The following is a 12,048-nucleotide window of genomic DNA, read 5'->3' on the forward strand; positions in this document are numbered from 1 at the left end:
AAAAAATTAAAAGTCTTTAAAAAGTTTCTCCGGTAGCTTTTAGCTTTTCGGTATTGCTCACTAACTGAAGCTCATCGATTATTTTTTGAATATCTCCGTCGATAATATTACTAAGATCATATAAAGTAAGATTTATTCTATGATCGGTAACCCTTCCCTGCGAATAATTATATGTTCTAATTTTTGCGCTACGGTCACCGCTGGTTACCATCGAGCCACGCTTTTCTGCATCTTCAGCTTGTTTTTTAGCCAATTCAAGATCGTACAATCTTGATCGTAACACCTTAAAAGCTTTCTCTTTGTTTTTATGTTGTGATTTTTGATCTTGACATTGCGCCACCAATCCTGTGGGCTCATGCGTTAAGCGCACAGCAGAATACGTGGTGTTTACAGACTGTCCTCCAGGACCAGATGAACAGAAATAATCAACACGCACATCTTTTGGATCTATTTCAACATCAAATTCTTCGGCTTCAGGAAACACCATCACCGTTGCGGCACTGGTATGAACTCTCCCCTGCGTTTCGGTTTGTGGAACTCGTTGAACACGATGAACACCTGCTTCAAACTTTAAAATTCCATAAACATCATCACCTTCAATTTCAAATTGTATTTCTTTAAAACCACCGCTTGTACCTTCACTAAAATCTACCACACTTGTTTTCCAACCTTTGCTCTCACAATATTTGGTATACATTCTAAATAGGTCGCCAGCAAAAATACTCGCTTCGTCCCCACCTGTTCCTGCGCGAATTTCCATCACGGCATTTTTAGTGTCTTCAGGGTCTTTTGGAATTAATAGAAATTTAATATCGTCTTCTAATTTAGGAATGTGCCCTTTGGCTTCTTCAAGCTGCATTTTGGCCATTTCAACCATTTCCTCATCACTTCCGTCGGCAATAATCTCTTCCGCTTCATTAATGCGATCGGTAAATTTTAAATACTCTTCTCGCTTATCCATAAGCAAACGAAGATCTTTGTACTCTTTATTTAATTGAACGTAACGTTTCTGATCGGTAATAATATCTGGCTGAATAATGAGGTCACTTACCTCATCAAAGCGTTGTTTTACTATTTGAAGTTTTTCTAACATAAAAATTGATTCATGCTTGTTTATCTACAGGCAACTGCAAATTTACAATAATTTAGTGAAATTAATTTTGCTGAAAACTGAAATGATTTCTGAAAAGTAACGACGTATTTAATCATGAACACGTTACAAAAAATAGGTTTAGGGGGTGGGTGTCATTGGTGTACTGAAGCTGTTTTTCAGTTATTAAAAGGTGTCACTGCTGTTGCTCAGGGATATATTGCTTCAGATGGGGAGAATACTTCCTTTTCTGAAGCTGTTATTGTAACCTTTAATACGGAGGTTATCTCTTTACATACTTTACTTTCTGTTCATTTACAATCTCATAAATCTCGATCGAATCATTCTTTTCGTGAGAAATATCGAAGTGCTGTTTACTATTTTTCAGAAGAACAAAAACAACTATCTATCGAATATTTGCGAGAAGCTCAAGAAAAGCTTCAGTTGGAAAATGGGCAAAATAAAAACGCGTATATCACTAAGGTGCTTCCTTATAAAGGTTTTAGGGAGAGCAGGGAATCGCTTCAAAACTATTTCAGAAAAAACCCCGAAGCTCCATTTTGCCAACGTTATATTGTGCCAAAATTGGTCAAAATTCCTTCAGAAATAAAGAAAAATAACCATTCTATTCTTACAAAATAAGTCCTTTTTCTTTCTCTTCATGCCCTTTCGCTATTTGAAAGTTTCGATTTAGCATGTAATTGACCAGTAACACCAATGCAAGTATATATAGGGTTCGCTCTGGGAAATAAGTTATCTCTATATTAAAGAAATAGGCCGCCAAAGCGCAAAGATCTGCCAAAATAAAACACAGCACCATATATAAGAATATAAGTGGTGTTTTCCCCTCATAACGTTCATTATACATAAAGCCTACAAAACCTAAAACAATAATAATTCCTCCTTGAATAAAGAATAAAATATATTGAAAACTGGTGTCAAGCCCTTCTTTAATTACGTCGGATAGATAATATACGTTAAATGCATTGAGGCCAATTAGTGACAATGCAAGCAAAATAATGAGCGGAGTTGATCTGGAGAATTTCAGCTTTTTTATGTTTCCGTAAGAGAGCATGGTGTATGCAAAAATAGTAAGCAGAAAAGTAAATGTCTTATTAATTGGATCTTCGTATGCCAGCATTAGAATGTCGCGTAGAGTAAGACAAATAAAAGCTACAAAAAGATATCCTCGAACATACCCTTTATTTAAAATAAAAAATATAAACAAAAGTAGTGATGTGATAACTCTTACAAGACGATTGGTCTGAACATCAAAAGCATAAACCGTCGCAATATTTATAAGAATGAATATAACACAAAAGACTGTTAACTGAAGAAAAGGTCCAGGTAGTTTTGTCATCATAAAAAATACAGATCTATCAATAAATGGGAAATATAAGAAATTTCTTACTAATCACCATATTTAAAAGTTCCGAATTCACTTTTAATTGTTAACTCTGTTTTTTCTGAAGCATTTACCTTCCCTATAACCTGTGCGTCTATATTAAAAGAATTTGCTATTGAGATAATAGTATCGGCAATTTCTGAAGGAACATATAACTCCATTCGATGTCCCATATTAAATACTTGATACATTTCTTTCCAATCTGTTTTACTCTCCTCTTGAATCATTTTGAACAGCGGCGGAATGGGAAATAAATTATCTTTTATAATATGTAAATTTTGAACAAAATGAAGGATTTTAGTTTGTGCTCCCCCACTACAATGGACCATTCCATGAATATTTTCCGGACCATATTGAGAAAGTATTTTTTTAATTACTGGCGCATAAGTTCTTGTTGGAGATAGCACCAGCTTCCCTGCATTTAAAGAGCTATTAGGTACAGTATCCTGCAATTTTTTAGATCCGGAGTAAACAAGTTCATTAGGAACAGCATGATCATAACTTTCAGGGAATTTCGACGCTAATTCATGGGAAAAAACATCATGACGTGCAGAAGTAAGTCCGTTACTTCCCATTCCTCCATTGTATTCGTTTTCGTATGTTGCTTGTCCGAAAGAAGCAAAACCAACAATAACATCACCCTCACGGATATTGGCATTATTTATAACATCACGGCGTTTCATGCGGGCTGTTACTGTAGAATCTACAATAATAGTTCGAACTAAATCTCCTACATCTGCTGTTTCCCCTCCGGTGGAATGAATTTCGACACCAAATTCTTTGAGTTCGGCAATTAAATCTTCAGAACCATTAATTATAGCTGAAATAACTTCTCCAGGAATTAGATTTTTATTCCTCCCAATGGTAGATGAAAGAAGAATTTTATCTACGGCTCCTACACAAAGAAGATCATCGATATTCATAATAAGTGCATCTTGAGCAATCCCTTTCCAAACGGATAGGTCTCCCGTTTCTTTCCAATACATGTAGGCGAGGGAAGACTTTGTACCGGCACCATCGGCATGCATTACCAAACAATATTCTGGATCTCCCGTTAAATAATCTGGGATAATCTTACAGAATGCCTGTGGAAACAACCCTTTATCTACATTTTTAATTGCGTTATGTACATCTTCTTTAGATGCTGAAACACCACGTTGTGCGTACCGTTTTGAAATTTCCTGACTCATGAGATAATGCTTTCAACAGCAAAAGTACACAATAAAAAAACGTACCGAAAGTTCGGTACGTTTTTAAAAGTGTTTTTTAATCCTTATTTACTCTTCCCAGTCGGGCATAGAGGCATTTGTAAAAAGGATTTTAGTAGGCTCTGTTCCATTTTGTGTAGTTCTGTATATAGTTTTAGGAGCACCTGCATTGTTCCCAGATCTCGTGAAAATATAAGAACCGTCTGTAGGTGAAAATCGAGGTCCCAAATCATTCTCACCAAATTGCACTCCTGTTAAAATTTCAGATTCTGAATCACTCATAATTGGATGAAAATAAAGCCTGCCCTCTAAAATTCTATAGGTTTGATCATCTTCAAATTCAGATTCGTCTCTTGAATAAACTACGGCAGTTCCTTGGGCGTTAACATCAATTCCTTTTACAGCTCCATTTACTTCATCGTAATCTAACAGAACAGCTTCCTCTTGCAAGGTCACAATATTTAGCACATATAGTCTTACATCATATCCACTCTCATTGTTAGTTTTAATTAATAGCAAATTATTATTATTTTCAAATTCTTGAATCTCGGAAATGAATGAGCCATCAGGAGTAGAATATCTTAATAAAGTATTACCCCCATTAGGTGAAACACTATATAATTTATCAAAATTTGGATAATATAAAATACTCCCATTTCTACCCCAACTAAAATTTATTTCATCTTGTCTAAACCCGGCTACAGGTACTGTATTTGTCACCTGATTTACATCGCTTCCATCTTCATCCATTGTAAACAATTGCAAATTTCCACCAACGGTCCTAAAAAAAGCAATTTTATTTATGGCAATATTTCGTCTTGGCATAAAACTATTGGCATTTTCACTTGTAAGTTGCAATACATTCACATCCACATCTTCGTTATTATCTTCTTCACTTTCATTTCCTGAAAAAATAACATTATTCCCGTTTATTTGTTTCACAAAAAGAAACGGATTATCGGGCGAGTCTAGAGTACTGAACTCGCTAATTGGAGAGCTTACAGGATCGTTAACCTCATCACTTACCATGATCTGCCAAAAATAATTGGTTCCTAGTTGTAACCCGCTAACCGTTTGAACGGTATCTTCAATGTTCTCGAAAATACGAATCTCATCGGTGGTTCCATTTCGTAGTTCTAATGTATAGAGAAGGTCATCGTTATTAGAATCGGTGGCATTCCATGCGAAGTCAATTTCAAGAGGAAGCCCAGTTGCTTCATCTTCTGGAAAAATAAGCTCTGGAACCGAAGGTGGGGTATTATTGGAAACTGAAGTAGTTAATTCGAAAGCAACATTAGACGTATTGTTTAATGTAACTGTTACAGATTCGAAAGCGGTAACAAATCCATCAAATTCAGCTTGGACAGAATAATCGTCAACGGTCACATTTTCAAGAATAAATTCACCATCACTATCTGTAAATACTGTACTAGTAGCAGGACTTGTTGAGATTTTCGCATTTTCAACAGGATCACCCGTAATTTCTTCTATAACAGTTCCTGTAATAGTTCCCGTTCCAAGGACCTCAACACCATCTTCACTACAGCTCGAAAAAATGACTGTTATAAGTAACAAATAAAGTTTAATATGTTTCATAAGTTAATTAAGTTTTTTAGTAACACTTTTTTTCGACAGGTTAAAGTAGTAGTTAAAACCAGCTCCAAAATTAAAATAAAAATCGTCCCTTCTCCCCGCAACTAGTCGATCCAATTCGTCGTTAAAATCGATGTTATGTTCTGCGAAAATTTTTAAACCGATTCTCGGGGAAAGAAAATATTCTACACCACCTCCGTATTGAGCTTTAAAAAAGGTAGCATTAGTGTTCTTATTTGAAATCCCTTGAATAAGCCCTCCACCCGCATATAAATAAGGAGATATATCATCATTAGGTAATATGTCCAGTTGTAAATTAAATTCTATACTACCGTAAGTATCGCTGGTTTTAGTAATAGCACCATAATCTAATTGAAAAACATTTGCGGAAACCCCTGCCCTAAAATAAGGGGACAATCTTTTTTGATACCCTAATCCTGCAAATACTTCAAATTCATTAGTATTATAATCACCATCTAAGATACCAAGTCCTCCAGTAAAACTAAGGTTATCCGAGTATTCTCTTTCAACAAAAAGACGATCGTAAAGACGTGTTGATTCTTCAATCTGTTTCTCTTCCTCATAGGTTGCAACTAATTTATCGTTTACTGCTTTCCCTCCTTGCGCTCCCCAAAATTGATCTTTCACCCCTTCTACAATTAGATCATGAACTGCCTTTTCAATAGCATCTTTCACTGCAAGTTGTACTGGTTCATTTTGAGTAATTCCCGTTTCAGCCTCAAACAATCGCTGGAATTTTACAAATCTGAAAAAACTGGCATCTAAAGCTTGTGATAAAATTGTTTTTGAAACATATATTGTTTTCAAGATTTCACCATTATTGGTTGATACCGCCCGAAGGTATACTGTTATTCGATCTTGACGATACTGTGCTGATCCTCCTAATCCAAAATATCGTGCACCTAAGCCACCCGTTACAATATTTGTATCATAGGATACAACTCCACCTTCTAATAATAATCCTGCGTATAACAGGGGTGGTAAAGGAGGTTCGTTAGGATTAAGATTTTTAATATACTCTTTCTTAGTATTTCGAATGATATTTCGTTCTGTTGTAAGATTTGTGAGGTTTTCTCTTTCAATAGGTATGAACCAGCCCGAATCTTCAAGGGCTTTAATTAATATTGTGGTTCCCCCTTGTGTAATTGCTGTACTAAATGTACTTCCGTTTTCAACTGGTTTATACTGTCCAGTTTGATCACTAAAATTATAAACAGCTACCTCTACAGGATTAGCTGCTTCTGGTAAATCTAAAAGATTTTGGGTGGAAGATGAAAATTCACCCGTTCTAGATTTCTTTTGTAACATTGGCTGATTGAAGTAGGCCCCACATGAATTAAGTAAAAAGAGGGAAGCCACCAGTGCTAGCTTGTAAAATATATTCATATAAAATTTTTAATTTGGGACGACTACTTGTGTGGTTTCGCCAGTTAAAATATCGAGGATGTTTATCACTAAGCCTTCGCCAGATTCAAATACTTCTACTGCCAAATTACCAAAACTAAACGTTCCAGGCTCGTCGAAATTTCCAATTCCTTCAATTTGCTGTTGTAATAAATTTCTAGAAATTTGAGAAAGGATTTGAGCATTTAAAGTTTCTCCAAATCGCTCAAGATCGGTTTGTTCTTCGTTCGGGTTACGACGTGCAGTTAACCCATTCTGAGCTGTTGCTGATGATTGCAGCCATTGGTAATTAAATGTATCACCTCCAAAAGCGGGATTTTTCGCTTGATACGAAAATTGCTGTGCGAAACAAACGCCACAAAACATTAATATAAATAAAGTTAATATAGCTCTCATATTAATAATGTATAAAATTACTTTCCTGATTTTGAAGTGCTTGTAAGTAGCGTATACAACGATATAATGCTTTGTCTGCCATATCTTCAAGAAATTTCTTTTTAGGTTGTGCAAAAAACTGCCAAACTAGTCTCTCTTCAACCTTTACAGAAATTCTTGTAGATCTTCCACGACCAGGAACCTCTTCAATAATAATATTTTTATTGGATTTAACCTGTTTATTTAAGTGATTTAAAGAAAAGATTCTAAAAAAATCTCTTCCTGCCTTTGTAATAGTATTTTCTATTAAATACCCCTCTGCAATAAATCCATCTTCGGGCGCAGCTTGATCTAAAGAAACTCGCTTTGGAGCTTCATCTGTGATTTCTTTAAGTTCAGTTTTTCCTCCTTCACCTAAAACAATCCTATCTTGACCAATCGGATTCTTATCTTTATCGTATAACAATAATACAAGAATAATTCTTTCATCTACACTATTACCGACAGTAACTGTAGAAAGTAATTTTTTTTCGTTTGCTTTAATATAGAACCGCTCTTCTTGATTTGTCTTTACAATGCTATCATTTTCATTTTTCCTAAACATCATAAAATCATACTGAAGATTATAATCTGAAGGCGTAGTATTTTCTGCAGTTGCCGTAAAAGACAAAAACTCGCTATTCTTTTCAATTTTAATTTTAGCTATAATCTCAACATTATAAAATTGAGCATAACTTTGTGAAACCAATAATAAAATTAAAATAAATAAAATCCTTTTCATGAACTGTTAATTAAACTTCAGATTCATTAAGAGGCTTAATTAATGCTTCTTATAATGAGATTAGGCGTTCCTTCACTCTGTCGAAACTTAATCGATTTAGTAAGATTGTTTGCGCCTTCTCGTTGAAAGCTTAAATTATCTCCATCTTGAACAAGATCTAAAGTGACATCCTGACTTCGATTATTGATAAAGTCTGTAAATGTGTTGGAGTTACCGTTCTGAATTAAATTAGCTACTACCGTATTCGCTACATACGTCATCGATGCCGTATTAAAATCTCCTTCTTGAGTAACATTTATCTCACTGGCATTGGTACTGGTTCGCACTGATAGTTGATTGAACTCTCCGATTTGTGTTAAAAAAACTGAATTTCCTTGAACCGACTGATTTCTTGAATCGGTTCCTGTACCAATTCCTAGGCTAGCTAAATACGTTGCATTCAGATTATTTCCTTCCACAACTTGCTCTTCAACTGTCTCTTCTTCATTATAGGTTTGCGCAAAACCAATTTGGTAAAATGATAGAATAGAAACAAGAACTACAAATAATGCGCTTTTACGTGTTTTCATAAGTTAAATATATCGTTTTAATTCCATTTTAGAAAAAAAGGAGAGCATTACTTACCCTCCTTTTTTAAATACTTAAAAAGCCGAGTGCTTAGCAATCTGCACATAATTCAGGAGTATCAATTCCTGGAATAGTTAGAGTTTCCATCTCGGGTAGTTGCATTGGAGTCATAGGGTCTGGGATGTCACAATTAATTGTTTCAAACATATCCATTCCTTCAGGACCAACTTGTAATACTTCCATAGTATTAAAAAGTCCAGACTGATCACCAATAAAACTCTGCCCCCCGCGTTGTGCAGCATAGAGATTTAATTCTCCACCTGCTTGACCGGTTTCCATAAAGTTACTACCTTGATATTGCTTAGTTACTAGATTATTGTTGTAACCTATTTGAACACCCATTGCTGAATCTTCACCGTCTTGAATTTGCCATGCATCGTTTCCTAAATCTCTTTGAATAAGAGACACACTGTTATTATTTCCAGTTTGAACCTGAAGCGCTGTATTTTCCCCATCAGGAATTATCGCATCTGTGAAAGGTCCTAAACCATGAAAGGCATTTTGCACTACTAAAGCTTCGTTACCACTTCCTGTTTGTTCTTGTTTTGAATAGTTCGGTCCTACTGGCTGTATACCTGGGAAGGGAGAAAAATCAATAAAAGACTCATCACCAAATTGATGTGATTCAGCTCTGTTTCCATCTCCATTCTGAGTTTGATAGGCTACACCATTAAAAGATCCCGGACTTGGATTTCCGAACTCGGTATCTAAAACACCATTTGTAGCATCGTAAAGCACATCTAATTCTGAAAGACTTAATGCATTTGCAAGGTCTCCTTGATTGATCAATGCATTATTATCGGCTCCAGCAGCATTGGTCTGACGTTGATTTGCATAGTCCCCATTTCCAATCTGAACGACATGCGCATTATTTACGGCAGCACCTGACTGACCAACATCGGCAGCATTTTCATCTCCATCTTGAAAAACAGTAGCGTTTTGACCATTTCCAGCAGAAACAATAAAAGATTGATTTAAACTACCCGATTGATCTACATCGGCAACATTTACACCCGTTCCTGATTGCTTAACATCTGAATAGTTTTGATCGCCTTCTTGAAATACATCAGCTCTAGAGTCACTCCCTATTTGAGAAACATAAGATTTTTGCTGATCTCCTAATTGTTCGACTTTAGCATCGTGACCATTTGAATTATTAGGGTTTGCATCTTGAACCGTTAATGCTTGATGATTTGTCCCATCTTGAAGCGTAAGGGCCTCACTATTATCAAAGGTTTGTTGAATCCAACCAGAGTTTCCACTACCATCCTGAACTAAACCAGCATAGTTGTTTTCTGCATTCTGACCAGTTCCTTGACGGATATAACCGATGTTATTATCACTACCTGCATTCTGAACCATTGCAGCTTCGTTAAAATCACCTTCCTGACGTACAAACCCGTCATTATTGGTTCCAGCCTGACGAACATCTGCCATATTACCTTCACCACTATCAGCTTCATTACCGTCTACATCTCCACTCTGTCTAACATAAATAAGGTTTCCTACTCCTGCTCCACCTTCAGACTGATCGATGTACACAGATGAGGATGTTCCTTCCTGTCGTACCAGCATGTAGTTTTCAACACCAGATTGAATGTTTTCAACTGCATTCGATGGCATAGAAGCCCCCGAAGCATAATCTGCTTGTTGTGCCTGTGGTGCAGCGGCGTCGCCACTTACCTGAGCAAAAACTAATGATCCAGCCATTAATGCCATTGCACTTAAAATTACTTTTTTCATAATTAAATAATTTAGTTAATAATTGATTTATTTGGTATAATAAAATCATGCCTTCCACCTTATAATGAGAAGAAAGCAATCGAATATTCAATATTTCAAGAATATTGTCAGAGCTATAAAAGCAAAAACAAAATTGGGGATACATAGATTTCTGAAAATAAATCAGAAAATTAGTATTTCAATAAAGGGATAGATTTGTTGTTTTGAGGAGATTGTAATCTGAAAATCAGTATTACACATCAAAAATGCAAAAAAAAAACGGGAGTTCCTAGTCTCTAAAACCTCTTAATACCTCACATATATATATTTTTTATACTTATTCAAATTCGACATGCAATTACATAGATGTAAAGACGAAAATTTCGATAACATACCTATTTTATGAAAAAATAAACAAAAGTTAAAAAAATGTTAAAATTAGCTTTGCCTCGTTTGTAATATTCAATTGAATTCATTAATCTAATATTGATCTATTTATTTCCGAAAACATACCACCCCCTATACCGTATTGAAATCATATTCATACAGAGTGATAAATAAATCGTATTTACATATTCATTAATAATTTTATGTCCTACAAATAATCTTAAAGTTTTCCAAAATTTAATATATAATTTTGCTATATCACAAATCCCAAAAACGGATTTAAATAACTTTAATAAAGCATCTAAATAATATTCCAAAAGAAAGCATAAAAAAAGAGGACGTTTCCGTCCTCTTCTTATAAATTATTATTTCTTTTAAGAAATTATTCCTAGCAATCTGCACATAATCCAGGTGCAGTAATATCAGGAATTTCAAGATTCTGCATGGTTGGAAGTGGATTTGGTAACATTTCAGCAGGAATATCACAATCGATCGTTTCAAGTAAATTTCCAGCAGGACCTACTTGCAATACTTCCATTACGTTATGAGTACCAGACTGGTCACCAATAAAGCTCTGTCCACCTCTTTGTGCGGCATACACAGCGTTTTCAAAACCTTGCTGTCCAATTTCCATATAGTTAGCTCCTTCATATTGTTTAGTAACTAAGTCATTTCTAACACCAGACTGCACAGCCAGAGCTTTATCGTCACCATCTTGTAGCATCCAAGCATCATGACCTGATCCGCTTTGTACTAATCCAGCAATGTTATCATTTCCTGTTTGAACTTGTAAAGCTGCATTATTTGTATTTGGAGTACCTGTCTCTTCAAAAGCATTTTGAACAACAAGAGCTTGGTTATCATTACCTGTCTGCATTTGCTTAGAATACCCTGCAAAAGGGGCGTTTAAGGCAGAAAACTGCTGAGATTCTGCGCTGTTTCCAGAACCATCTTGGATTTGGAAAGCAACGTTATCATTTGTTCCATCTGCTGGAACTCCTCCACCTTGTGTAGTTAAAATTGCATCAGTTTCTACGAATAAGCCTAAATTGTTAGACAATCCTTGTGCGTTTGTACGATCTCCTTGGTTTACCAAAGCTTCGTTGGCATCACTTCCTGAAACACCATTAACTTGACTTTGACTCACATAGTTGCGGTTTCCGTTTTGAACGACCATACCTTCGTTTGCTCCAATACCAGATTGTACAACATGCGATTTGTTTCTATTACCAAATTGATCAACAACAGAACCATTGTCTCTGTTCGTTTGGTTTACAAATGACTTATTTAATGTACCATCTTGATCTACATCTGCATTGTTGTTTGCATTAATTGCAGCACCACCACCTGTTTGCTGAACATCTGAATAGTTACGGTCCCCACTTTGCAATACATCTGCAGCAGAACCAGAACCTGTTTGTGCTACATAAGACAT

General features: G+C 35.6%; 11 protein-coding genes. 1 reads left to right on the forward strand and 10 read right to left on the reverse strand.

Features of this window, described 5'->3' with window-relative positions:
- Window positions 1-16: 16 nt before the first annotated feature.
- Window positions 17-1,093 carry a peptide chain release factor 1 gene (gene prfA / locus ULVI_RS15170; RefSeq protein WP_068593652.1) on the reverse strand — a complete coding sequence of 359 codons (1,077 nt, stop codon included), beginning with the start codon at window positions 1,091-1,093 and terminating at the stop codon, window positions 17-19.
- 114 nt (window positions 1,094-1,207) lie between these two features.
- On the opposite strand from prfA, the gene ULVI_RS15175 reads away from it, so the two are divergent.
- Window positions 1,208-1,732 (forward strand): peptide-methionine (S)-S-oxide reductase, encoded by a 525-nt coding sequence (locus ULVI_RS15175; protein WP_068593653.1) that lies wholly within the window; start codon window positions 1,208-1,210, stop codon window positions 1,730-1,732.
- Here the strand turns inward: ULVI_RS15175 and ULVI_RS15180 are convergent.
- The 9 genes from ULVI_RS15180 to ULVI_RS15600 form a co-directional block, all read right to left on the reverse strand.
- The gene (locus ULVI_RS15180) at window positions 1,722-2,453 is read right to left on the reverse strand and encodes a hypothetical protein (RefSeq protein ID WP_068593654.1); all 732 of its coding nucleotides are present in this window, start codon (window positions 2,451-2,453) and stop codon (window positions 1,722-1,724) included. The two genes, ULVI_RS15175 and ULVI_RS15180, sit on opposite strands and share 11 nt — an antisense overlap.
- Before the next feature lie 47 nt (window positions 2,454-2,500).
- The gene (locus tag ULVI_RS15185; RefSeq protein WP_068593655.1) at window positions 2,501-3,685 is read right to left on the reverse strand and encodes an AIR synthase related protein; all 1,185 of its coding nucleotides are present in this window, start codon (window positions 3,683-3,685) and stop codon (window positions 2,501-2,503) included.
- An 87-nt stretch (window positions 3,686-3,772) separates the two neighbouring features.
- Complete coding sequence (locus ULVI_RS15190) at window positions 3,773-5,299, reverse strand: carboxypeptidase regulatory-like domain-containing protein (RefSeq protein WP_068593656.1); 1,527 nt, start codon at window positions 5,297-5,299, stop codon at window positions 3,773-3,775.
- A 3-nt stretch (window positions 5,300-5,302) separates the two neighbouring features.
- The gene (locus ULVI_RS15195; protein ID WP_068593657.1) at window positions 5,303-6,703 is read right to left on the reverse strand and encodes a CsgG/HfaB family protein; all 1,401 of its coding nucleotides are present in this window, start codon (window positions 6,701-6,703) and stop codon (window positions 5,303-5,305) included.
- Between the two features lie 9 nt (window positions 6,704-6,712).
- On the reverse strand, window positions 6,713-7,117 hold the full coding sequence (locus ULVI_RS15200) for a curli production assembly/transport component CsgF (RefSeq protein WP_068593658.1): 405 nt from the start codon (window positions 7,115-7,117) through the stop codon (window positions 6,713-6,715).
- 1 nt (window position 7,118) lies between these two features.
- Window positions 7,119-7,877 carry a CsgE family curli-type amyloid fiber assembly protein gene (locus tag ULVI_RS15205; protein WP_068593659.1) on the reverse strand — a complete coding sequence of 253 codons (759 nt, stop codon included), beginning with the start codon at window positions 7,875-7,877 and terminating at the stop codon, window positions 7,119-7,121.
- A 35-nt stretch (window positions 7,878-7,912) separates the two neighbouring features.
- Entirely contained in the window at window positions 7,913-8,446 is a 534-nt protein-coding gene (locus tag ULVI_RS15210; protein ID WP_068593660.1) for a hypothetical protein, read from the reverse strand.
- 88 nt (window positions 8,447-8,534) lie between these two features.
- The gene (locus tag ULVI_RS15215) at window positions 8,535-10,247 is read right to left on the reverse strand and encodes a hypothetical protein (protein ID WP_068593661.1); all 1,713 of its coding nucleotides are present in this window, start codon (window positions 10,245-10,247) and stop codon (window positions 8,535-8,537) included.
- 754 nt (window positions 10,248-11,001) lie between these two features.
- Window positions 11,002-12,048 (reverse strand): hypothetical protein (locus ULVI_RS15600; RefSeq protein WP_068593662.1); only part of this gene is annotated, 1,047 nt, incomplete at its 5' end.

It is taken from the genome of Cochleicola gelatinilyticus (assembly GCF_001637325.1).
GTDB lineage: Bacteria > Bacteroidota > Bacteroidia > Flavobacteriales > Flavobacteriaceae > Cochleicola > Cochleicola gelatinilyticus.

What these genes read in the sequence shown, in the direction of transcription:
- prfA (WP_068593652.1), bottom strand. Translation starts at nt 1,093, where the DNA reads ATGTTAGAAAAACTTCAAATAGTAAAACAACGCTTTGATGAGGTAAGT.
- ULVI_RS15175 (WP_068593653.1), top strand. Translation starts at nt 1,208, where the DNA reads ATGAACACGTTACAAAAAATAGGTTTAGGGGGTGGGTGTCATTGGTGT.
- ULVI_RS15180 (WP_068593654.1), bottom strand. Translation starts at nt 2,453, where the DNA reads ATGATGACAAAACTACCTGGACCTTTTCTTCAGTTAACAGTCTTTTGT.
- ULVI_RS15185 (WP_068593655.1), bottom strand. Translation starts at nt 3,685, where the DNA reads ATGAGTCAGGAAATTTCAAAACGGTACGCACAACGTGGTGTTTCAGCA.
- ULVI_RS15190 (WP_068593656.1), bottom strand. Translation starts at nt 5,299, where the DNA reads ATGAAACATATTAAACTTTATTTGTTACTTATAACAGTCATTTTTTCG.
- ULVI_RS15195 (WP_068593657.1), bottom strand. Translation starts at nt 6,703, where the DNA reads ATGAATATATTTTACAAGCTAGCACTGGTGGCTTCCCTCTTTTTACTT.
- ULVI_RS15200 (WP_068593658.1), bottom strand. Translation starts at nt 7,117, where the DNA reads ATGAGAGCTATATTAACTTTATTTATATTAATGTTTTGTGGCGTTTGT.
- ULVI_RS15205 (WP_068593659.1), bottom strand. Translation starts at nt 7,877, where the DNA reads ATGAAAAGGATTTTATTTATTTTAATTTTATTATTGGTTTCACAAAGT.
- ULVI_RS15210 (WP_068593660.1), bottom strand. Translation starts at nt 8,446, where the DNA reads ATGAAAACACGTAAAAGCGCATTATTTGTAGTTCTTGTTTCTATTCTA.
- ULVI_RS15215 (WP_068593661.1), bottom strand. Translation starts at nt 10,247, where the DNA reads ATGAAAAAAGTAATTTTAAGTGCAATGGCATTAATGGCTGGATCATTA.